This is a genomic window from Bacteroides faecis MAJ27 (assembly GCF_900106755.1).
Taxonomy (GTDB): Bacteria; Bacteroidota; Bacteroidia; order Bacteroidales; family Bacteroidaceae; genus Bacteroides; species Bacteroides faecis.
Genome location: NZ_FNNN01000018.1, coordinates 24,580 through 49,932 on the forward strand (window position 1 = coordinate 24,580; position 25,353 = coordinate 49,932).

The 25,353-nt window shown below is 40.9% G+C and carries 13 protein-coding genes and 1 pseudogene; 11 read left to right on the plus strand and 3 right to left on the minus strand.

The window, feature by feature from the left end; translation table 11 throughout:
• Nucleotides 1–328: 328 nt before the first annotated feature.
• From BLW31_RS15570 to BLW31_RS15625, 11 genes and pseudogenes are all read left to right on the plus strand, one after another.
• Nucleotides 329–1,519: a site-specific integrase gene (locus BLW31_RS15570; RefSeq protein WP_010539501.1), complete on the plus strand. Its 1,191-nt coding sequence runs from the start codon at nt 329–331 to the stop codon at nt 1,517–1,519.
• Nucleotides 1,520–2,341: 822 nt separating this feature from the next.
• Nucleotides 2,342–5,344 (plus strand): annotated as a pseudogene (locus tag BLW31_RS15580) (SusC/RagA family TonB-linked outer membrane protein); the annotation flags it as partial.
• A gap of 12 nt (nt 5,345–5,356) precedes the next feature.
• Nucleotides 5,357–6,853, plus strand: a complete 1,497-nt coding sequence (locus tag BLW31_RS15585) for a SusD/RagB family nutrient-binding outer membrane lipoprotein (protein ID WP_010539499.1) — start codon at nt 5,357–5,359, stop codon at nt 6,851–6,853.
• Nucleotides 6,854–6,880: 27 nt separating this feature from the next.
• Nucleotides 6,881–7,573, plus strand: a complete 693-nt coding sequence (locus tag BLW31_RS15590; RefSeq protein WP_022301463.1) for a BT_2262 family domain-containing protein — start codon at nt 6,881–6,883, stop codon at nt 7,571–7,573.
• 10 nt (nt 7,574–7,583) lie between these two features.
• Nucleotides 7,584–8,084 carry a lipid-binding protein gene (locus tag BLW31_RS15595; protein WP_010539497.1) on the plus strand — a complete coding sequence of 167 codons (501 nt, stop codon included), beginning with the start codon at nt 7,584–7,586 and terminating at the stop codon, nt 8,082–8,084.
• A gap of 467 nt (nt 8,085–8,551) precedes the next feature.
• The gene (locus BLW31_RS15600) at nt 8,552–11,452 is read left to right on the plus strand and encodes a SusC/RagA family TonB-linked outer membrane protein (RefSeq protein WP_055270589.1); all 2,901 of its coding nucleotides are present in this window, start codon (nt 8,552–8,554) and stop codon (nt 11,450–11,452) included.
• Between the two features lie 19 nt (nt 11,453–11,471).
• The gene (locus tag BLW31_RS15605) at nt 11,472–12,932 is read left to right on the plus strand and encodes a SusD/RagB family nutrient-binding outer membrane lipoprotein (protein ID WP_022301465.1); all 1,461 of its coding nucleotides are present in this window, start codon (nt 11,472–11,474) and stop codon (nt 12,930–12,932) included.
• 105 nt (nt 12,933–13,037) lie between these two features.
• Entirely contained in the window at nt 13,038–14,297 is a 1,260-nt protein-coding gene (gene hflX / locus BLW31_RS15610) for a GTPase HflX (protein ID WP_010539467.1), read from the plus strand.
• A 57-nt stretch (nt 14,298–14,354) separates the two neighbouring features.
• Nucleotides 14,355–16,346 (plus strand): DUF4954 family protein, encoded by a 1,992-nt coding sequence (locus tag BLW31_RS15615; protein WP_029425720.1) that lies wholly within the window; start codon nt 14,355–14,357, stop codon nt 16,344–16,346.
• Nucleotides 16,347–16,657: 311 nt separating this feature from the next.
• The gene (locus tag BLW31_RS15620; protein WP_010539465.1) at nt 16,658–18,292 is read left to right on the plus strand and encodes a fumarate hydratase; all 1,635 of its coding nucleotides are present in this window, start codon (nt 16,658–16,660) and stop codon (nt 18,290–18,292) included.
• 134 nt (nt 18,293–18,426) lie between these two features.
• The gene (locus tag BLW31_RS15625) at nt 18,427–19,587 is read left to right on the plus strand and encodes an acyltransferase (protein ID WP_029425719.1); all 1,161 of its coding nucleotides are present in this window, start codon (nt 18,427–18,429) and stop codon (nt 19,585–19,587) included.
• Nucleotides 19,588–19,719: 132 nt separating this feature from the next.
• Here the strand turns inward: BLW31_RS15625 and pelA are convergent, their stop codons facing one another.
• The 3 genes from pelA to BLW31_RS15640 all read right to left on the minus strand — a co-directional run bounded on the left by pelA (nt 19,720) and on the right by BLW31_RS15640 (nt 25,340).
• Nucleotides 19,720–20,814, minus strand: a complete 1,095-nt coding sequence (pelA, locus tag BLW31_RS15630) for a pectate lyase (protein ID WP_010539463.1) — start codon at nt 20,812–20,814, stop codon at nt 19,720–19,722.
• 150 nt (nt 20,815–20,964) lie between these two features.
• The gene (locus BLW31_RS15635; protein ID WP_010539462.1) at nt 20,965–22,311 is read right to left on the minus strand and encodes a TolC family protein; all 1,347 of its coding nucleotides are present in this window, start codon (nt 22,309–22,311) and stop codon (nt 20,965–20,967) included.
• A complete protein-coding gene (locus BLW31_RS15640) occupies nt 22,308–25,340 on the minus strand; it encodes an efflux RND transporter permease subunit (RefSeq protein WP_008759587.1) in 3,033 nt (1,010 codons plus the stop codon). The genes BLW31_RS15635 and BLW31_RS15640 overlap by 4 nt, the downstream gene beginning before the upstream one ends.
• Nucleotides 25,341–25,353: the final 13 nt, after the last annotated feature.

Consider the following 25,353-nt stretch of genomic DNA (forward strand, 5'->3'; position numbering starts at 1 on the left):
GTTATTTATAACATCAAAAAACATGCTGATAAACATCTTTATTCGCTTTGAATATTCCGAATTATCAAGCATTAAATGTCAATTTGTGAAGACAAAGTGTACTAATTAACATTCTGTTTGCTTGTTTTTGGACATAAAACTCACCCATACACGTTTCTTTTTGATTTATTATAAAGAAATGGCGATAAAAAAATAGCATTTAAATTAAAGTTATGTAAATACTTAATTATTGAATTTTAATTTTTGCAGAAATTAATGCAGGTTCAACCTTAATTATAGCACAGAACTTAGTTTAATTTGTTCTTAGTATTAACTAAAAGATTATAGAATGAAGAAGATTAGTTACAGCCTCGTGTTTAACAGAAAAAAGAAGCTGAACAAAAAGGGAATGGCATTGGTACAAGTAGAGGCTTACTTAAACAGGAGAAAAATGTATTTTTCAACCAGGGTATACCTTAAACCAGAACAATGGGACGTAAAGCGAAGGATGGTAAAGAACCATCCTAATTCAGATGCTTTAAATCGAATGCTATATGATTTTATAGCTGACATCGAACAGAAAGAACTTGGATTATGGCAACAGAGAAGATCGATATCTTTAGATTCGTTGAAAGACTCTATTGACAAACCGGAAAATAGTGGAAACTCATTTCTGACGTTTTTTAAAGAAGAAGTCAACAACTCTTCTTTAAAAGAAAGCACCAAACAGAACCATCTATCCACTTTAGAATTGTTGCAAGAGTATAAAAAAGACATTGTATTCACTGATTTGACATTTGAATTTGTGTCTTCGTTTGATAACTATTTGCAATCTAAAGGGTATCATCTCAATACCATTGCTAAGCATATGAAGCATCTAAAGCGGTATGTAAATGTGGCTATAAATAAGGAATACATGGATATTCAGAAGTATGCTTTTAGAAAATATAAAATAAAAAGTATAGAAGGAAATCATACGCACCTATCTCCGGAAGAGCTGAATAAAATGGAAAATTTGATTTTGGAAGGGAAATTTACGAAGTTGCAAAAATCGAAGGATGCCTTTCTATTTTGCTGCTATGCCGGCTTACGGTATTCTGATTTTATAAATCTGACGGCTGCAAATATTGTTGAACTCCATCAGGAGACATGGTTGATTTACAAATCCGTTAAAACAGGTATTGATGTGCGTCTACCTTTATATTTATTATTTGAAGGTAAAGGTCTTAAGGTTTTGGAGCACTATAAAGAGGATCTGGATGGATTCTTTAAATTGAAAGATAATTCTAATGTAAATAAAGACTTGAATGCATTAGCTAAGTTGGCAAAAATGGATAAACGTATATCATTTCATACAGCACGTCACACAAATGCTACCTTATTAATATATAGTGGTGCCAATATAACCACTGTACAGAAACTGTTGGGGCACAAAAGCGTGAAGACAACTCAAGTGTATGCCAATATCATGGATATGACCATTGTGCATGATCTTGAGAAAGCGGCCCATTCAAAATTAGCTAATAGACAAAAAGGTTAGACATTGATTGTCTAAGAATGTCCTGTTTTTAAGATTGGTTTCAATAAAATTGATTCAGAATCTAACAATATGGCAGAAATAATGCATAAATCAATGTAAGAATATGCAATTTACAAGTGATTTGTCGCATATAAATGACTGTAATATACATAATAAGTGCAATGTCAGGACTCATTCCTTTTAAAGGGACGATCCGTTCCTTTAAAAGGAACAGATCGTTACTCACCGAGAAACATCTAATTGCTTTAAAAGGAAGAGTCAAAAGTAGTTTTAATTTCTAAATCTGTTCTAACTGATAGTTTTTTTTGTCACAGGGGAATATATCATATCGAAACTAAACGTTTCTTTTATATTTAAAGGTGCAAGCTGATACAAACAATCGCATATCACAAGGAGACAATAGTAGACAGATATATTTCATCTGCAGATCTGCTGTTTTAAAATTCTGCCGATTTTTGTTACTACCACAAGCTAGTCTTGCATATTTTGAATTATACCATAACTAAATATGCTTTTATTCAGATTTGTTCTTTTTCTACTATTATGCAAAAAGTAATCATTCATTATGATTGGTGGTGAGAAATATCCAATAAATATAAAAATAGTATTCATTAATGGCGCTTCATATAAATAAAAAAAGACGCAACTTGCTTATAATAAATTACTTAGTTGATAAAAACGGATAGAAACAGGGTATCATCCGTTAAAGAAAAGGGTAGCTTTGATACTGATAAATAATTGATTATCATGTTTATATATGGATACAATAATATGTAAAATGATTAGGCTTATATTTCTCATTATTGTAATAATCAGCATTTTATATTAAAAATTAGTTCTGCAAAGACTTTGCAAATTTCGTACATCGGTATGCAAACTCAAGAAGTAGCGATTAAGCCTAATTTAAAGGTAGTACTTAGGTCGGATGCTCAACAGATCGATGAAGTTGTTGTTACAGCAATGGGTATTAAAAGATCTGAAAAAGCATTAGGTTATGCTGCGACCTCAGTGGGTGGAGAAAAAATTGCGGAAAGCCGTACATCTGATGTGATGTCAAGCTTGGCAGGTAAGATTGCAGGTGTACAGATTTCCAGCACTTCATCTGACCCCGGAGCCTCTAATTCGGTCATTATCCGTGGAGTCAGCTCACTCTCCGGTACCAACCAGCCACTATATGTCGTGGATGGAGTACCTTTGAATAACTCTACCGTATACTCTACAGATGGTTTGAATAGCGGATATGATTTTGGAAACGGTGCCAACGCTATCAATCCGGATGATGTGGCAAACATGACTATTTTGAAAGGTGCTGCGGCTACTGCTTTGTATGGTAGCCGTGCCGCCAATGGTGTAGTCATGATTACTACCAAAAGTGGCCGGAAAGAAAAAGGAGTTGGAATCGAGTATAACGGTGGAGTTCAGTGGTCAACTGTTCTGCGTCTGCCGGAATTTCAAAATGAATTTGGTATGGGATGGAACGGCAACCATACAGAATTGGAGAACGGTTCCTGGGGACCTCGTTTCGATGGTTCCATGCAGCTGTGGGGGAATGTGTACAACAACTCTCAGAAACTGAAACCTTATGTGGCAATGCCTGATAACATCAAAGACTTTTTTGATGCGGGATTCAGATATAGCAACAGCCTTTCATTCAATGGAGCTACAGATAAAAGTGATTATTATGTATCATTCTCTCAGATCAGCGATGATGGTATGATCCCGACAGATGCTGACAGCTACGATAAATATACTTTTTCTGCACGCGGCAGCCATAAGGCAGGAGCGTTGACATTCTCTTCTTCACTGAATTACGCTTATCAGAAGAATAACTTTGCTACTACGGGACAAGGTTTGTCCATGCTAAACTCTTTATATCAGACACCAAGAGATATCAGCATAATAGGACTGGAAGACCAGAATGATCCGTTCAACACTCCGGGATATTATTATACCCCCTACGGAGTTATGAACCCTTATTATATTTTGAATAACTATTTGAATGAATATGAATCTGAAAGATTCTACGGAAAATTTCAATTGGATTATGAATTCCTGAAATACTTCAAGTTTACGTACCGTATGGGCTTGGATACTACGACAGGACAAAGTGACAAAGGAAAACCGAATCTGTACGCTCTTTATTATGAAGGTACTCCTAATGGAGAAGGTCAGGGCTCCAGCAGTCCTTTCTCTGGTGAAACCGGACAATATTCCGAGCAGATAACCCGTCGTCGCGAGATAAACCAGGATATTATGGTTAATTTCAATATGCCGGTTAACGATTTTAATGTCAATGCACTGGTCGGTTTCAATGGCAATGAACGTAAAGTCTCTTATCAATATTCAGAAGTTAATGATTTAACGATTCCTACATGGTTTAATCTGAAGAACTCCGGCAAAACTCCTATAGTAGAACAGCACATGGAACTCAGACGTCTGATGGGTGTTTTCGGACAGTTTGAAGGTTCATGGAAGAATATGCTCTATTTAACGGTAACTGCCCGTAATGACTGGTCTTCTACTCTTCCGAAAGAAAATCGCAGTTTCTTCTATCCCGGTATTACCGGTAGTTTTATTTTCAGCGAATTATTGAATGACAATCTGCAGGATGTGATAACTTTTGGTAAGATACGCGCCAGCTGGGGTAAAACAGGTAACGATGCTGATGTGTATATGGTTAATCCTGTGTATGCACAATCTTCCAATAGAATACCTTTCGGTTCTCTGACTTTCCCTCTAGGAGGTGTCAACGCTTACTCTGCAGGAAATGTACTCGGAAGTAATACATTAAGTCCGGAAATGACCACAGAATCTGAAGTCGGTTTAAATATGGCTTTCTTCCAAAACCGCCTCTCTTTTGACGTATCTTATTATAACAGGAATACCGATAAGCAGATTTTCTCTTTGGCTATGGACCCTGCTTCAGGCTATACAGCACAGAATATGAACTTGGGTAAGATTCGTAACCGTGGTATAGAACTCCTGATCAGCGGTACTCCGATAAGAACAAAAGATTTTAGTTGGGAACTGACATGGAACTTCACAAAGAACTGGAGCAAGGTGATCAGTTTGCCGGAAGAATTGGGTGGCATTACAACGATTTATGGTCTCAATGGAGGTACCAGTATGTACGCTATAACAGGCATGCCTGTTGGTGTTTTCAAGGCTCAGGTAGCCGAACGTGATCCGCAAGGACGTATTGTAGTAAATTCATCAACGGGTCTTCCGGTTGAAGCCAGCGAATTCGGAATCTGCGGAGATATGAATAACAAATATCAAATGGGTGTTTCTACTAATTTAAAATATAAAGGCATAAGCTTAGGTATTGATTTTGATATCCGTCAGGGGGGAGTAATGTATTCACGTACTAAAGATATAAACTATTTTACCGGTAACGCAATACAGACTGCCTACAATGACCGTAATCCTTTGATTGTTCCTAACTCAGTAAATAAAATAGTGAATGGAGAAAACGTTACTTATGTAGAAAATACAACTCCTATTACTAGTTCTAACATTTATAAATACTGGGGTGACGGTGGCTCTGATATGGGAAGCTGCTTCCTGGTGGACAAATCATACGTCAAGCTTCGTTCTGTTGTATTAGGTTGGGACCTCCCCAGAAGATGGTTGGCAAAAACTCCTTTCCAGGCAGTAAAAGTGTCTGCATATGGCAATAACTTATTTGTCTGGACTCCATCCAGCAATACATTTATTGATCCCGAAATGACTTCATTTGGTAATGACCTTGAAGGTAACTATGGAGAATACACAGCTAATCCCAGCTCACGTCGTTTCGGTTTCAACTTAATGGTTAAATTTTAAACAGGAATAAAAATGAAAAAAATATTATTATATGCATCATTAGCAACAACAGCATTGTTTGCAGGTTGCGACCTGAACATCAATGACGACCCGAACTACCCGATGAATGATCAGGTGACGGCGGATTTGATATTCCCCTCTATCAGTGCTTCCATTGCTTCGGCGGTAGGCGGAGAAATTTATAATTACGCTGGCTTTTTCGCTCAGTACTATGAACAGAAACCGGAGTCGAATCAGTATAACACTCTATGTGAATATACATTTACCGAATCTTCCCAGCAAATGGATTATTCTTATAGAATCCTGTTTGCAGGAGCTTTGGAAGATGCAAAGCAGGTTCTGGAAAAGACTACAAACCCTGCCGACCGCTTCGCCACTACCATACTAAGAGCATATGCCTTTCAGATAATGGTAGATAATACCAGTGACTCACCTTATTCGGAAGCTCTGCAAGGTAATGCCAATGCCACACCTAAATGGGATACAGGTGAAACAGTATATAAAGGTATATTAGGTGAGATCGATGCAGCAGAAGCTGCTTTGGATGGAAGCGGTATGGATGTGCCGGATTTGATATTCAACAAAAATATCGCTCAATGGAAAGGTTTTGCCAATGCTCTTCGCCTCCGTATGTATCTGCGTTTCATTGATGCCAATATAGATGCGGCTTCGTATACAGAGAAAGTGAAGCCCTTGGTACAAAACAACGAATTCTTTACCGGTGACGTGAAACTGGATTGTTTTTTGGATGAAACAGACAAACGGAATCCATGGTATAATACAAATGCGGTCGGATTGACCGGTAATCATTGTGCTGCTTATCCATTAATTTCTTATTTAAGCAGTACGGGAGATCCTCGAATCGCCTATGGTATTAGTAAAACAGATGCGGATGGAAAGTATGTCGGTCAACTTCCCGGAGGAAAAACACATATGCAAAGCATTCTGGGTACTGACAACTGGAAAAATAAAAACGTGAGTGCGATTGATTACTCTATCGGGGCTACAAAACCTGTCTATTTCTTTACTCAGGCTGAATTACAATTCCTGATAGCAGAGGTATATGCTCGTTTCCTCAATGATGATGCGAATGCAAAAAGTGCTTATGAAGCAGGTGTAACTGCTGACTTTGCCGTTCGTGGATTTACAGGTCAAGAAAGCACTATTCTGGAAGGAGAGTGTGCATGGTCTGCTGCCTCTACACTGGCAGACAAGCTAAACTTGATTTATATGCAGAAATGGGTAGCTCTTTTCTATATGGATCACATGGAAGCATGGAGTGAGATTCGTCGTACGGATTGTCCGAAACTATCTTCTTATTCAGCAGCTCAGATACAAGCTAATGAGGCAGTATACACTCCGGGAGAGTTGGTTGCACCATGGACTAATGGTCTGGAAGCAGGCGGACTGATGAAACGTATGACTTATCCATTAAGCGCACGTCAGCAAAATGTAAATACTCCTGCAGGAGTACCGGGAAGTACTCCGGTTTGGTGGGATATCAAATAGTAACCAATAACTTAGTAAGTTTTACGTATGAAAAATATAATATACAGCATATTAGTATGTTTGCCGTTTGTCTTTGGAGCTTGCGACAAATCAACAGATGATACTTCTAAAGTCACCTATTTTGTAACGTTGGAAAGAGAAGGCGATGAAAAGATCGTTTTAGAAAAAGGACAACCCTTTGTGGAGCCGGGATATTATGCGGAAATGAATGGAGAGGATATAACTGAATCAGTTCAGATAAAAGGAAGTGTTGATGTCAACACTCCGGGAATCTACAATTTAGTATATGCGGCATACAATGAGGACGGTTTTGCCAAAACATTCACGAGAACAGTATATGTAGCAGATGATACTGCTTCTCCTTTGAAATCCGGAATTTATACTATAGCCGAAGGAAGCAAGCGTACCGCCCCTTCTGTGGTAGCTTTCAGTGGATATGAGATTGTGATTTTGCAGATGGAACCGGGAATATTTTATATCAGCGATTTCTTAGGAGGCTGGTATGACCAGCGTGCTGGCTATGGACCAGATTATGCAATGGTTGGTAAATTCGAATTGAATGATGATAATACCATTACTCCTCTGGAAAGTTATGTTGCAGGTTGGGGAGATTCCATGGATCAAATGACTAATACATTATTAGATCCTGCGACTGGGACTCTGAAATGGACTGTTGCTTATGCCGGTCAGCTATCTTTTGACATTATAGTAAAACAATAAAAATACGATTATGAAGAAATATATGATATTACTTTTAGTTTCACTGGCTTTTACATTCGTGGCATGCGACAACGATACAGAACCAGGTGGTACTGCTGTTGAAAAAATGGCAGGAGACTGGTGGGTGACAGTGAATGCATTTATTGACGGGAAAGAAGTAGAAGATCCCTTTGGAGCAGGACATCTGCAAATGAGTACTTACAATACAGCCAGCAACAGTGAAACTGAAATGTGGCTGGACGATTTAGGAAATTTCTGGGAATATAAACTGAAAGTAAACGTGAATTATGCAACGAGGACTTTCTCGACAACGGGCTTTGTGGATAATGTAACATATGAGTCCAAAGTGAAGATAACTGATGGTAAGGTACTGGAAAAAGCTGCCACAACTCCTAGCGGTATGCCTGCTGACAGTATCGTATATATGGTACAGTTCGACGACGATGAAGATGGATTAACTTATAAGGTTTCAGGTTTTCGTCGAACAGGTTTCCCTGCTGACGATTTTTAACAGAAGAGTTTAAATATGGAGAGGGCTGTTCCGCGAGTGGAACAGCCTTTTTTGCAATCTAACTTCAAATAAGACAGATCAATATATGGCAGTCTCTAATATTTACAATAATTGCTTGCCTTTAAAAGAAAAATGAATGGGATAATGTTTTTAATTAATAATATCCATTACCTGATTAATTGTATACAAATGAAGGCGCCTTTTATAACATGATACTATTTTTTTATTTATAATAGCTACCTGTTTTACAGATATAATATTGATTATAAGATAAATACTCCTCATTTCGGTAGAGAAATGGTATTACAAAGAGAGAGTAGATCATAAGCTGAATTTTGCTAACTAACTGTCAAATAGATGTATAGGCTATTTCTGTTTGATAAAATATCGACCTGTGTTACTGATTTGCACTCTGTATATCTTTCTGATTATCAGTTATATATAAATTTATTAGTTCTGCAAAGACTTTGCAGATTTCGTATATCGGTATGCGGACACAAGAAGTTGAAATCAAACCAACTTTAAAAGTCGTATTAAAGTCTGATTCTCAGAATCTTGATGAAGTTGTAGTAACAGCTATGGGTATCAAGCGATCTGAAAAATCTTTAGGTTATGCTGTCTCCAGTGTAAAAGGAGATGAGATAACTAAGGCGCGTGAAAGTAATGTGCTTAATTCGTTGTCCGGTAAGATTGCAGGTTTGCAAATTGCACAGTCGTCCGGAACAGTAGGTGGTAGCTCAAGTATACAGATTCGTGGCGCTTCTTCCATTGGTACAGTTTCTTCTCCTCTGTTTATTATTGACGGACTTCCTATTGATAATGGTTCTTACAATCCTGACAGAACCAATGGTATAGTCGATGTGGGTAACCGCGCAGGAGACATCAACTCTGACGATATTGAATCTATCAACGTATTGAAGGGTGCAGCTGCAACCGCATTGTATGGAGCGCGTGCAAAGGATGGTGCAATTGTTATTACCACAAAGAAAGGAAAAAAGAACTCACCGGTCTTTGTTACGGTGAATTCCTCAACACGATTTGAAAATGTACTCAAATTGCCTGATTTCCAGAATGAGTATGCACAGGGTAGTTACGGAGTGTATAATGTAAAGATGTTGAATGGATGGGGACCGAAGATTTCGTCGGTACAAGATCAGCAATTTACAGATTATAAAGGAGATAAAGTGACTTTGAAGGCAAATCCTGATAATGTGAAGGATTTCTATGAAACCGGAATGAGTTATATTAATAATGTATCAGTAGCCGGAGGTGGTGAAAAAGCTGATTTCCGTTTGAGTTTTACCTCTACCAACCAGACGGGTGTTGTACCTGGTTCTGACTATAATAAATATGCTTTTTCTGTGAATGCAGGTATGAACTTTACGAATAACTTTACAGGACGTATTTCTGCTCAATACATACGTTCTGATTCAGAAGGTCGTCCGGCACAGGGAGCAAATGATAGTAACTTGTTGATTCCATTGATCAATGGATTGCCAAGAACCATTGATATTCATGACATCAAGCAGAATTGGATTGATGAAAATGGTAAACAGATTACGCTAGACCCGGAAGGTAAAAGTAATAATCCGTACTGGATTATTAATAAGAATAAGTTTACCAATAATCTGGATCGTATGATCGGCAATATCACATTGACTTATAAACCGATTGAAGGATTGACTATTACTAATAATGCCGGAACGGATTTCTATACAGAAGGAAGACGTAAAGTTTATGCAAAAGGTACTGTAGGAGCCTTGAACGGTAAATTCCAGACTTGGAATTTGTATAAAAGAATTATAAATAATGACTTAATGGTTTCCTATGAGAAGACTTTTGCCAATGATTATCATTTTAAGGCTATGATAGGTCACAATCTCTATCAGGAAGAATGGAAAAATGAGAATGTACAAGCTCAGAATCTCGTAGTTGACGAGTTATATACATACACTAATGCAAAGTCTACTACTCCGGTGAATTATTATGAAAAGAAACGTCTTGTGGGTTTGTATGGAGATATTAGCTTGGGATATAAAGATATGCTTTTCGTTAATGTAACAGGACGTAATGACTGGTCGTCTACTTTGCCTGTCAATAATCGTTCTTATTTTTATCCGTCTATCAGCGGTAGTTTCATTTTCACAGAGTTGATGGAGAATAAAGACATTCTGAATTATGGTAAGGTTCGTTTAAGCTATGCGAATGTGGGTAGTGATGAAGACCCATATAATTTAGCATTTAAATATACTCCTGCCAGTACTTATTTCTTGCAATATTTGGGCAATGTTAATACTTTCCCACATATGGGACTGGTTGGTTTTACCGGCCCTCGTGTATTGCCGAATGAAAATCTGAAACCTCAGAATCAAAGTTCATTCGAAGTCGGAGCTGATTTACGTTTCTTCGGTGGAAAGATTCGTTTGGATATGACTTACTATAGTAACATTACAAAGAATCAGATTGTAAGTATTGATGTCCCGTTATCAACAGGTTACTTTGCTAATAATATCAATGCCGGAAAGATTGCCAATAAAGGTGTCGAAGTAACTCTGGGTTTGACACCTGTAGAAACACGTAACTTTAAATGGGATCTGGATGCAACGTTTGCTTCTAATAAGCAGACTGTGGAAGAATTGGCCGAAGGACTTGATGAATATACATTAACAAGCGGATTGAGTGGTCTGCAGATTAAGGCTGCGAAAGGTGATTCGTTCGGTTTGTACGGTACTGCCTGGAAGCGTGATGATCAAGGCAATTATGTGATCAATTCTAAGACAGGTTTGAGAGAAACTGTCAATAACGTACGCCTGGGAGATGTTTATCCTGATTTTACAATGGGTATTAATAACACACTTACTTATAAAGGATTGACCTTCAGTTTCTTGATTGATATTCGTCATGGAGGGTCTTTGTATTCAGAAACTGTTGCTAATTTAAGAAGCAGCGGTTTGGCTGCAGAAACAGTAGCTCATCGTGAAGATGCTTCTTTTATCGAACCGGGCGTAATCCTTCAGGATGACGGAACCTACAGACCTAATGATGTGCCGGTGAAGAGTATGCAGGATTACTGGCAACATGTGTCCAATTCTAGTAATAATGAAGGAAATATCTATAATGCATCATTCGTGAAACTTAGAGAGGTACAACTGTCTTATAGTTTCCCACGTAAATGGTTCAAGAGTTTCTTTGTTAAATCATTGGATTTAGGCTTCGAGGCACGTAATTTATGGATCATCAAAGACCATGTGCCGCATATTGATCCGGAAGCAAACTTTTTTGGTCCCTCTCAAATCGGAGGTGGTGTAGAGTTTAACAGCATTCCTTCTACCAGAAGTTTCGGATTTAATCTCAGATTAACATTGTAAGAATTAAACGAAGATGATTATGAAAAAGAAAATATTAGTATATGCATTAAGCGCTTTGACATGTGGGCTGTTTACCTCATGCAGCGACTGGCTTGATATTAACCATGACCCCAATACTGCCGAGAAAGTTGATCCCGGATATTTATTTAACTATGCAGCTGTAAACTGGGCCGGAACACGAACAGGTGGTGACTTCTATATTCCTTTATCTATGAGTTCACAGTGTCAGGTTGACGGTGGACTTGATTATGGTGGATGGGATGAATCAGTATATACCATTTCTCCCTACAGCACAGGAAACGTGTGGAAACATTATTATTCTGTTGGTGGCAACAATTTGATGCTGGCTATTAAAAATGCAGAAGAATCAGATCCGGTGAATCACAATGCTATTGCACAATGTAAGATTCTGCTGGCTGAACATATGTATGAAGCAACCATGTTATGGGGAGACATACCTTTCACCGAGTCATGGAACGGAACAATCAAATATCCGAAGTTTGATTCTCAGGAAAGTGTGCTGAATGGTGTTCTGTCGTTGCTTGATGAGGCATTGCAGGTAATGGATCTGAATGATGCTAATGCGATTGATGAGTACGATATCTATTATAAAGGTGACATGAACAAATGGATGACTCTGGCAAAATCGTTAAAGTTCAGGACACTGATGGTCATGGTAGACAAAGATCCTTCTAAGGCTACTGCTATTGGTACGATGTTGCAGGCTGGAGGAATGGTTTCATCAGCATCAGATAATTTGGTATTCCCTTATTCTACAGACCCGGGCAATCAGAATCCTAAATATGAACTTATAGAGTTGGTCGGTGGTACGCAGATTTTGTTTTTTGCCAGCAATTATATGCTGAAGCCGATGCAGGAACGCAATGACCCCCGTATTCCTTGTTATTTTGAGCCGGGTGCCGATGGTGTGTACAGAGGGTTAGGCAACCGTGAGCCTGCTGAGACAGATGACAAGGATAATATGTTATCATCTGTTGTGAGCAGCTATCTTTTCAGGAAAGATGCGCCGGAGCTGATTTACTCTTGTCAGGAACAGCTGCTTCTGGAAGCGGAAGCTTATGCTCGCGGTTTGGGAGTTGCTCAGAATCTGTCGAAGGCTAATGAATTGTACAAGAAAGGCGTTCGGGAAGCATGTGCATTCTATGGAGTAGCTGAAAACGATATTGATACATATGTTACAGGTTTGCCGGAATTGACAACAGTGACTCCGGAGAATGCATTATATGAGATTCATATGCAACAGTGGATTGATTTGATGGACCGTCCGTTCGAGGAGTTCGTGCAGTGGAGGCGTTCCGGAACTGCAGGCAATGAAGTTCCAACTTTGCAAGTACCGGAAGATGCAACTTCAAAAGAACTGATCAGAAGATGGGAATATAGCCCCGAAGAGATGACGGCTAATATCAATGCTCCGAAAGAATCTCCGAAGATCTGGGAAAAATTATGGTTTGATTTATAATCGAATTATTATAAATGGTTACGAAAAAGAGGACAATACAACATTGTCCTCTTTTTTTTTGTTATATTTGCGACCATATTTAGATTTATATATCAGAAGAAAAGAATGAAAGAATTTATAATATCCGAAGCCAAAGTAGAAACAGCAGTACTTGTCGGACTCATTACCCAGACGCAGGATGAGCGGAAAACAAACGAGTATCTCGATGAATTGGCTTTCCTTGCTGAGACGGCTGGGGCGGAAGTAGTAAAACGATTTACACAGAAATTGCCGACTGCCAATTCGGTAACTTATGTCGGAAAAGGGAAATTGGAAGAGATCAGACAATATATACGAACGGAAGAGGAAGAAGAACGTGAAGTAGGAATGGTTATCTTTGATGATGAACTTTCCGCGAAACAAATACGTAATATTGAAGCCGAACTGAAAGTGAAGATACTGGACCGTACTTCATTGATTCTCGATATATTTGCGATGCGCGCTCAGACTGCCAATGCGAAGACGCAGGTGGAGCTGGCTCAATATAAATATATGTTGCCACGTCTGCAACGGCTTTGGACTCACTTGGAACGCCAAGGTGGTGGATCAGGTAGCGGAAGCGGTAAAGGAGGCTCTGTGGGACTTCGCGGACCGGGTGAAACGCAGCTCGAAATGGACCGCCGTATCATCTTGAACCGTATGTCATTGCTGAAAGAACGTCTGGCTGAAATTGATAAACAGAAAGCTACCCAGCGTAAAAATCGAGGACGTATGATCCGTGTCGCACTGGTTGGCTATACCAACGTTGGAAAATCGACAATCATGAACTTACTGTCAAAGAGCGAAGTTTTTGCAGAAAACAAGCTTTTTGCTACACTGGATACAACGGTACGTAAAGTGATCATCGATAACCTGCCGTTTCTCTTATCTGATACAGTCGGATTTATCCGTAAATTGCCTACCGATCTGGTGGATTCATTCAAATCGACTTTGGATGAGGTGCGAGAAGCAGATTTATTGGTACATGTAGTCGATATCTCTCATCCCGGATTTGAAGAACAGATTGAAGTGGTGAACAGGACACTGGCCGACATTGGCGGCGGCGGCAAACCCATGATACTTATATTTAATAAAATAGACGCTTATACCTACGTGGAGAAAGCGCCGGACGACCTTACCCCCCGAACAAAGGAAAACTTAACACTCGAAGAACTGATGAAGACGTGGATGGCAAAGATGGAGGACAACTACCTCTTTATTTCCGCCCGCGAACGAATCAATATAGACGAACTGAAAGATGTGGTTTATCAGCGAGTGAAAGAATTGCATGTTCAAAAGTATCCCTATAACGATTTTCTTTATCAGACTTACGAAGAGGAAGAATAATAATCAATGTACCGCTTACTGATTGGGGGAGGCGGTACATATCTATTTTTTATCTATATGAAAGACTATCGTAAACTGACTGAAGACGAAGTGCTTCAGTTGAAGAGCCAGTCGTGTCTGGCTGATGATTGGGGGAATGTTTCGGTTGCTGAGGGCTTTAACTGTGAGTATGTTCACCATACTCGTTTTTCGGGTGAAGTGAAATTAGGCGTATTTGATGCCGAATTTACGCTGCCCGGAGGAATCAGGAAACACTCGGGACTCCGTCATGTCACTCTGCACAATGTAGTAGTAGGGGATAACTGCTGCATTGAAAACATTCAAAACTACATTGCTAATTATGAAATTGGAAATGATACCTTCATTGAAAATGTAGATATCATTTTAGTAGATGGGCTGAGCACCTTTGGTAATGGGGTAGAAGCAACAGTGCTCAATGAAACGGGGGGGCGTGAAGTGCTGATTAATGATAAGCTGTCGGCACACCAAGCGTACATACTGGCCTTATATCGCCACCGCCCGGAACTGATTAATCGCATGAAAGCGATTGCTGATTATTATTCCAATAAACATGCTTCTGCTACAGGCAGTATAGGCGACCATGTGATGATCCTTAATACGGGATCTATCAAGAATGTGCGAATCGGTGATTATTGCCATATCTGTGGTACTTGTCGTTTATCAAACGGTAGTGTAAACAGTAATGTAACAGCACCTGTACACATCGGACATGGAGTAATATGTGATGATTTCATTATTTCTTCTGGTTCTGAAGTGGATGACGGTACAATGTTGACCCGTTGTTTTGTTGGTCAGGCATGTAAGTTGGGGCATAACTACTCAGCTTCCGATTCCTTGTTCTTTAGTAACTGTCAGGGAGAGAATGGAGAAGCATGTGCTATCTTTGCAGGACCTTTTACAGTGACTCACCACAAATCGACTTTATTGATTGCCGGAATGTTCTCGTTTATGAACGCGGGATCGGGCTCCAATCAGAGTAACCACATGTATAAATTGGGACCTATCCATCAAGGAACAATGGAAAGAGGGGCTAAAACGACTTCAGACTCGTATATCTTATGGCCGGCACGTGTCGGAGCTTTCTCTCTGGTAATGGGACGACACGTTAATCATGCCGATACTTCTAACCTTCCTTTCTCTTATCTGATTGAGCAACGAAATACGACTTATTTGGTTCCGGGAGTGAATCTGAGAAGTGTAGGTACCATTCGCGATGCTCAGAAGTGGCCGAAACGTGATAAGCGGAAAGATCCGAATCGCCTGGATTATATCAATTATAATCTTCTGAGTCCATATACTATTCAGAAAATGTTCAAAGGACGCTCTATTCTGAAGGACCTTAAACGGGTATCCGGGGAAACATCTGAAATCTATTCTTTCCAAAGTGCAAAGATTAAAAATTCTTCTCTGAACAACGGCATTCGTTTTTATGAAATTGCTATTCATAAGTTTTTGGGGAATTCAATCATAAAGCGCTTGGAGGGTATTAATTTCCAAAGTAATGAAGAGATACGCCAGCGTCTGAAACCGGATACGGAAATCGGAACTGGTGAATGGGTGGATATGTCCGGACTGATCGCTCCTAAAAGTGAAATAGACCGCCTGCTCGATGGTATCGAGAATGGTTCAGTCAACCGATTGAAATCCATTAATGCCAGCTTTGCGGAAATGCACGAGAATTACTATACGTATGAGTGGACTTGGGCTTATAACAAAATTCAGGAGTTTTATGGTTTGAATCCGGATGAGATAACAGCGCAGGACATAATCTGTATCGTGAAAACATGGAAGGAGGCAGTAGTGGGTCTCGATAAAATGGTATATGATGATGCCCGTAAAGAGTTCTCACTGTCTTCAATGACAGGATTCGGGGCGGATGGGTCTCATGATGAAATGAAGCAGGACTTTGAACAAGTACGCGGTGACTTTGAAAGTAACACATTTGTTACAGCGGTATTAAAACATATCGAAGATAAAACGGCCCTTGGAAATGAACTGATCAAAAGAATTGAGTCCATTCAAGACTAAGTGATAAAGCTGGCTTATTCTTTAATTCATTCATTTATAATAGCTTTTGTTGTACAGAGTTCTCGGCCAGTTTTCATCTTGATGAGAAAAAAATCTCACCTTGATGAGAAAATTTTCTTATCGCAATGAGAAAAAAAACTCATCACGGTGAGAATAAATTCTCACTGTAACAAGAAACTATTCTTGTTGCAGTGGGCATTGTTCCTTTCTCCGTTATTCATTCTTAATTCTTCATTCATCATTCATCATTCTTCATTCTTAATTGCTACCTTTGCCTCACTAACTAACATTACGTAATAAAAAAAGAGATTATGGCAACACCTCCGTTTAAGTATCAGCCCATGTTTGAAAAGGGAAAAGATACAACTGAGTATTATCTGCTTACAAAGGACTATGTATCGGTAAGCGAGTTTGAAGGACATCCTATCCTGAAAATTGAGAAAGAAGGTTTGACTGCGATGGCTAATGCTGCTTTTCGTGATGTGTCATTTATGCTTCGTCGTTCGCACAATGAACAGGTTGCTAAGATTCTGAGTGATCCGGAAGCCAGTGAGAACGATAAGTACGTAGCATTGACTTTCCTGCGTAATGCAGAAGTGGCAGCCAAAGGGGTACTTCCATTCTGCCAGGATACCGGTACCGCTATTATCCACGGTGAGAAAGGACAGCAGGTATGGACTGGCTATACGGATGAAGAAGCTCTGTCACTGGGTGTTTATAAAACATATACTGAAGAGAATCTGCGTTACTCTCAGAATGCGCCTCTCAATATGTATGATGAGGTGAATACAAAATGTAACCTGCCTGCACAGATTGACATCGAAGCTACTGAAGGAATGGAATACGAATTCCTCTGTGTTACTAAAGGTGGCGGTTCTGCCAATAAAACATATTTGTATCAGGAAACAAAAGCAATTCTGAATCCCGGTACACTGGTTCCGTTCCTGGTTGAAAAGATGAAGACTTTGGGAACAGCTGCTTGTCCTCCTTATCACATTGCTTTCGTTATCGGCGGTACTTCTGCCGAGAAGAATCTGCTGACTGTGAAACTGGCTTCCACTCACTTTTACGATAATCTGCCGACTACAGGAAATGAGTATGGTCGTGCTTTCCGTGATATTGAGCTGGAAAAACAAGTGCTGGAAGAAGCTCACAAGATTGGATTGGGCGCACAATTCGGTGGTAAATATCTGGCGCATGATGTCCGTATTATTCGTCTGCCTCGTCACGGCGCCTCTTGCCCGGTAGGTTTGGGCGTATCTTGTTCTGCGGATCGTAATATCAAATGTAAAATTAATAAAGAAGGTATCTGGATTGAGAAACTAGATTCAAATCCGGGCAGTCTGATTCCGGCTGAATTGCGCCAGGCTGGTGAAGGTGATGTGGTGAAAATCGATCTGAACCGTCCGATGGCTGAAATTTTGAAAGAACTGACTAAATATCCCGTATCCACTCGTTTGTCACTGAGCGGTACAATCATTGTTGGTCGTGATATTGCTCATGCTAAACTGAAAGAGCGTTTGGATCGTGGAGAAGATTTGCCTCAGTATATCAAGGATCATCCTATCTATTATGCCGGTCCGGCCAAAACTCCGGCTGGTATGGCTTGCGGTTCAATGGGACCGACAACTGCCGGACGTATGGACTCATATGTTGAGTTGTTCCAGAGTCATGGTGGCAGTATGGTTATGCTGGCGAAAGGTAACCGTAGCCAGCAGGTTACAGATGCTTGTCAGAAATATGGCGGCTTCTATCTGGGGTCTATCGGCGGACCGGCTGCAATCCTAGCTCAGAATAATATCAAGAGCATTGAATGTGTTGAATATCCGGAATTGGGTATGGAAGCTATCTGGAAAATAGAAGTAGAAGATTTCCCGGCATTTATTTTGGTAGATGACAAAGGAAATGACTTCTTCAAACAGATTAAACCACGTTGTGCCAAATAATAAGTAACAAGTAATAAGTAATAGCAAGTAATTCTTGCGGTTGATTACATAAACATTCATTTTAGGGATACCTGTCAGTTTTCGTATGGGCATCCCTTTTTTTATAAACTTGCTTATCTAATAATTAAAACACCATGAAACCACTAGTGATGAATTTATCCAATCAAAAGAACCAGCATATTGTTTGGCTGGATGTCGTTCGTTTTATTGCGATGTTTACAGTTGTCTGCTGTCATTGCACCGATCCGTTTAATTTTTATCCCGGTACGGCTCCGAATATCGGAGAAATAAAACTTTGGGGTGCTATCTACGGATCTGTACTGCGTCCGTGCGTGCCTCTGTTTGTGATGATTACCGGTGCATTGCTTCTGCCTGTAAGAGGTGATACTTCTACTTTTTACAAGAAACGTATTCCCCGTGTCTTTTATCCGTTCCTGATATGGTCGGTGCTATATAATCTGTTCCCTTGGATTACAGGCCTGTTGGGACTGAATCCTCAGATTATTCTTGATTTCTTCCCGTATGCGGGAGAGGAAGTGATGCAGCAATCATTCTCTGTATCTTTGGAATATATTTTGATGATTCCGTTCAACTTCTCCATTTTAGCCGTGCATATGTGGTATATTTATCTGCTTATCGGGCTGTATCTGTATTTGCCGGTTTTCTCAGCTTGGGTAGAGAAGGCTTCGGAACGTGCCAAACTGATGTTTCTGCTGGCTTGGGGGGTAACTTTGCTGCTTCCTTATTATTATCAGTTTGTTTCTAATTATTTATGGGGAACCTGTTCATGGAACTCTTTTGGAATGCTGTATGCTTTTGCCGGTTTCAATGGCTATCTGTTGTTGGGGCATTATCTGAAAAATCTGGAATGGAGCTTGAAGAAAACGTTGGCGATTGGCATTCCGATGTTTGCAGTCGGTTATGCGGTGACATTCTTAGGTTTCAGGCATATAACCGCATTGCCGGAATATACGGATGAGATGCTGGAACTCTTCTTTACCTATTGTTCTCTTAATGTTGTAATGATGACGATACCTGTGTTTATGCTGGCAAAGAAAGTAAAAGTGAACTCGGAAAGAATGAAAAAGGCATTGGCGAATCTCACTGTATGCGGATTCGGTATTTATATGATACATTATTTCTTTACAGGGCCGTCGGTCGTGCTGATGAGAGCTATTAATATGCCGATTGGTTTGCAGATACCTGTAGCCGCTATTCTTGCTTTCGCCGTTTCATGGGGATTGGTATGGCTGATCTATCGTGCAGGAAAGGTTGCTAAATATATAGTAGGATAATAAGTTATAGAAAATAGAAATAGATGAGAGGTTATCAAAGGTTAATAGTAACTGGATTATCCTCCTTCCTGAAGGAGGAGAGTTTAATTACTATTGACTTTTGACATCCCCCTCTTATCGTTTCTTCCGATATTATTTTTTATTTAATTCCTTCTTCCATTTCTCATATTTTGCCAGTACTTTGCTGCCATCTTTGTTGTACCAGCTATATCCGTTCCGGCGTTCATGTCCGATTTCCGATATGTCATATTTCTTAATTCCGTCGCGGTCGGAGAAGAAAGGACGATTGGTATCCAGTTCATAAAAACGTGCCCATAGTATGGGGCAATCTTCGCAAGGGATCATCCGGTAATCTCTTTTTCCGTCACTGTTGGTGAAGTATTCTTTTTGTATTCCTTTTATTTCGGATTTCTTGAACCATTTGACGGCTGATTCTATCGATTCAATTACTTTTTCCGATGGATGGGGGAGAGACATGAGCAAAAGCACGATATTGTCGGATTCTTGTCCGCTCAATGAAGGTAACTCGTATGCACGTGCCTTGCAGGGCTCCAGTGTGATGCGGTCATGCTGTGCACACCATACTGTCAGGTCCCCGTTTTGGCGAACCTGTGTCCGGAGGATACATTCTATTCCTTTGTCAAAGGCTTTACGTGCTTGCTGGCAGGTTTCATCGGGGATGAAACTATAAGGAGACTGCTTTTCGTAGATTTCCCGTAACTGCTGCATGACTCTGACCATTGCGTTGTCATTGTATGTGATTTGGACATAGTATCCTGTAGGACGCGGGTAGAACTGAGGCCATCCGCCGTTGTCATATTGCGCTTTGAGCAGATATTGGATGCCTTTCAGTACTCCTTCTTTGTATTTCTCTTTTTGTGTAGCTTGATAAAGACGGGCCAGATATTGGATTTCAGTTGTCGTGGCGTTGTTGTCAATGGTACTTTGGTTGACGTCTCCTTTCGCATTCCATGCTTTGGTGTATTCCTGCTCTGTCAGTTCTGCCGGCATGTAAATGTTTTTGGGCCAGCCTCCCGTGACTTGCTGATACAATAATACATTGTCTCCGATGCGTTGTGCTTCTTCTGTCCGGAAAAAGGCATCATTGAACTTGGGAGCGAGGTGTACCCATTCTTTGTAATTCTGTTGTTTCCTGTAATCTGTTGCTTGGGCTGAAACTCCGGTCTGAATGAAAAGTAACAGAAAGAAAAAGGCTGTTTGTCTCATGACTTCTATTGTTAAGTGAATGTTATGGTGTGTGCAAATGTAGAAGAAAAGGTCGGGAATGAAGGGTAATATCTGTTCTTAATGGCATAAAAATTGGGCTAATCGCTTTTATCAGATGATTAGCCCAATGAAAACAGGAGAATCAATGTTTTATTGCTCCAGATATTTGGTGATTTTTCCGCTGATTTGCAGTAGTGAGATTTCGCAAAGTTTGGTGTTGTATTCTGCCGAGAGAATACGTTCTTCGGCATCCAGCAGACTCTTTTGTGCCTCGCGTACTTCAAAACCGGAAAGGTCTCCCTGTATATAACGGTCCATGGCGATATCATGATTGTCTTTGGCAGTCACAAGATTCTGCCGTTCCAGATTCAGCAGCTGAAGATTATTACGGTATGCTTGCCACAAGTTGCTGAGATCGGAACGAAGGGCTAACTCCAGTTCCTGTCGTTCCAGACGACGATTCTTGAAGGCAAGGGTTGCGTTGCGCTTTTCACGGCGGCGGTTGCCGTCGAAGATATTAAAACCGACAGTAACTCCGGCATTAAAGCCTAAGTTGCCTCTTCTGCTATTTGCATTGATATCATACTTATTAAAGGTGTATCCATAGCCGGTATTCAGTTTGAGGTATGGATAGTTGCGGGAGTTGATCTTTTTGTAATCCAGCTGTGCCAGTACGGTGTTCTGGTCGGCTTTCAGCAAAGAAGCATTGGTGGATAAGGTAGCATTCCATAAATCGTCGAACAGTAAGTCACTGTGTACGTCAATGGTAGAATCTTTGATGACGATAATCTGATTTACATTATTGTTAGCCATCAATTCATTAAGTTGGATGCGTGAGGAGTGCAGCAATTCCTGTTGCTTGATGTATTGGGCACTGTCCGCATTGAAGTCCACTTTGGCTTGCTGATAATCCAGACCTGAGAATTTACCGACAAGATGGCTCGCTTCTGCTATACGCAAGCGTTCTTTGGAAAGTGACATCGCATAATGAAAGTTCTTCAAACGGATCTTTTGCTGGATGAAGTTGTAGTATTCCGAGGCAAGATCGGCGATGAAGTCTTCAATGGCAATGCGGGTATTGATTTCGCCCTGCCGTTCCAGTTCCTTTAGTTGCTTGTACGTAGTGCTGATATTGAATCCGTCGAAGATGGTCCAGTTGAGGTTGAGGCCGACGTTAACTGTCTGGTCGTAGACTCCATTATTTTTGGTGACCTCTCCGGTGGCACGGGCTTTCGTCTCGATGTTGTCCAGGTTTCCGGTATATCCGGCAGAAAAGTCCAAAGTAGGCAGATAACCTGCATTTCCGAGTGTCGCGTTATTCTTGCTGATCTGTTCTTCGTTATGGACGATGCGCAGAGAATAATTGTTTTGCAGCCCTTCTTCCAGGCAGTCTTTTAAGGAATAGATTCGCTGTGCCTTCACTGGAGAAACTGATATGAAGACACATGTGGTAACTATGTATATGATTTGTTTCATGCAAATACTTTTCTGTTTCATTCTTTTGTTATTTTGATTCGGTTAGTCGAAATATAACTGTAGATGGCCGGCACGATATACATAGTAAGCAGTGTGGAAACAACCATACCACCTACTACAGCTGTACCCATGGCGATGCGCTGATTGGCGCCTTCTCCGCTGGCAAATGCCAATGGAATAAGTCCCAGTACAGTAGAAGCACTTGTCATTAGAATCGGGCGCAGACGCTGTAATGCGGCATCTTTGATGGCGCTCATTTTATCCTCGCCTGCTTCTTGTTTCTGATTGGCGAATTCCACGATCAGGATACCGTTTTTAGCCACGAGACCAATCAGCATGATAATACCGATCTGACTGAAAATATTCATTGTGATATCTCCGAAATACATGAATACCAAGGCTCCGGCGATAGCCAAAGGCACTGTTAACATGATTATTAACGGGTCCTTGAAACTTTCAAACTGTGCTGCCAGGATCAGATAAATCAGAAGGATAGCCAAAATAAAGGCAAACATCAGGCTCGAAGAACTTTCACGGTATTCCTTGGAGTCTCCGGATAATGCGGTACGGAAAGTATCATCCAATGTTTCTTTGGCAATCTTGTCCATTTCATCCAGTCCTTGTCCGATGGTCTTTCCGTCAGCCAGTCCGGCGGAAATTGTGGCTGATACAAATCGGTTGTAGCGGTACAGTTTGGGTGGAGCGATACCGTTTTCCAGCTCAATCAGATTATCCAGTTGTATCATATCTCCATTGCTGCTGCGGATGTAGATAGCTTTCAGATCGGCAGGCTTGTTTCGTTGCTGGCGGTTGATTTCACCCAAAATTTCATACTGCTTTCCGTTCATATAGAAATATCCCATACGTTGGCCGCTCAATCCGTATTGCAGCGTTTGGGCGATGTTTTTGGTACTGACTCCCATTACACTTGCTTTGTCACGGTTGATCTTGATGCGGGCTTCCGGTTTGCTGAACTTTAAGTCTACGTCTGCCATCTGGAAAACCGGATTCTCATATACTTTGGCCATGAACTGCGGTAATACCTCCTGCAGTTTTTCAAGATTGGTAGCCTGAAGTACGTATTGGACAGGCATACTTCCCCGGCGTCCGCCGAAAGAAGACTGCTGTTGTACGAACGAGCGTGCCATGGTCTTTTTCTGAACTGCCTTTGATATCTTTTCCGCAACTTCCATCTGCGTGTAGTCACGGTCTTTCATGTCTTTCAGTGTAATGCGTACGTTTCCGCTACCACTGGATACACGTGCTGTCACCGCTTCCGCATCCGGCAGAATAGAATCTACAAGCTGGTTGATATCTTCGGTATAGTCCCGGATATATTCATAAGTGACACCCTCCGCACCTCGGGTGTTGATAGAGATTTGCGACCGGTCTTCAAGCGGTGCCATTTCTGCCGGAATAGCATTCCATAAGAAGCCGATCAGGCAGATGGTTATAAAAGTGAACGGAAGTGCCAGCCAGCGCTTGCGCAAAAAAGCAGCGAGCGAACGGCTGTACCATCGGTTCATCCCTTCAAAAAACGGTTCTGTTTTAGTGTAGAACCAGTTTTGTTTCTCACGTTTGATGAGTAACTTTGTGGCCAGCATCGGTGTGAAGGTCAGTGCCGCAAATGAAGAGATAATGACAGAACCGGAAATTACAATACTGAATTCCCGGAACAAACGTCCTGTCATACCTTGCATAAAGACAATCGGGAAGAATACTGCAACCAGTGTGATGGTCGTTGAAATAACGGCAAAGAAGATCTCTTTGGCTCCTTCTATTCCCGCTTCTTTCGGACTCATTCCTTTTTCAATACGGATATAGATGTTCTCCGTCATTACGATGGCGTCATCCACCACCAGTCCCACGGCCAGCACAATGGCAAGCATGGAAAGTACGTTAATGGAGAATCCGGCAAGATACATGACGAAGAATGCTCCAATCAGCGATACGGGAATTACGATGCACGGAACCAGCGTCACCCGCCAGTCGCGTAAGAAAAGGAAGATGATGATGATAACCAGAATAAAGGCTACATATACAGTCTCTTTTACCTCATTGATAGATGCCCGGATAAATTTGGTATTATCAAAACCATAGCTATACGTCACATCTTCCGGCAGGTCCTTCTTCATCTGTTCCATGCGTTTGTACACAGCATCGGCAATTTCGATGTGATTGGCTCCCGGCTGTGGAATAACAACAACACCTACCATGGGTACACCGTTCATTTTCATGTAACTTTTGATGTCGGCAGGCCCAAGTTCTGCGCGTCCGATATCGCTGAAGCGGACGATACGGTTATTGTCTTCTTTTACAATAAGATCATTGAACTCATCGGCGGTATGCATTAATCCCAACGTACGGATTGTCAGCTCAGTAGTGTTTCCTTCAATACTACCCGAAGGAAGTTCGACATTCTCATTGTCTACTGCATTCTTTACATCAATCGGAGTGATACCGTATCCCGCCATCTTGACCGGATCGAGCCAAAGGCGCATGGAATAACGCTTTTCACCCCAAATGGATACACTACTTACATCAGAGATTGTCTGCAATTGCTCTTTGACAGTCAGGTCTGCAATCTCACTTAATTCAAGCAGTGAGCGTTTGTCGCTTTGGAGGGCAACCATCAAAATGGGCATCGCATCGGCATCCGCTTTTGATACAGTCGGTGGGTCACAGTCTCGGGGCAGATAACGTTGGGCACGGGAAACTTTGTCACGTACGTCATTTGCTGCAGTTTCCAGGTCGACTGAAAGTTCAAATTCTACCGTAATACGGCTTTGTCCCTGCTGGCTGACGCTGGATAGAGACCGGATGCCCGGTATACCATTAATATTTTGTTCCAGTGGCTCGGTTATCTGGTTTTCAATTACGTCGGCATTGGCCCCTGGATAAGAACAGCTGACAGAAATGATCGGGTTGTCCACCGATGGATATTCACGGACACCCAGATAACTGTATCCGATGAAGCCAAAGAGGAGAATAATGATTGTCAGTACCGTAGCTAATACCGGACGGCGTATACTTAATTCAGATATATTCATAAGGCATGGCAGG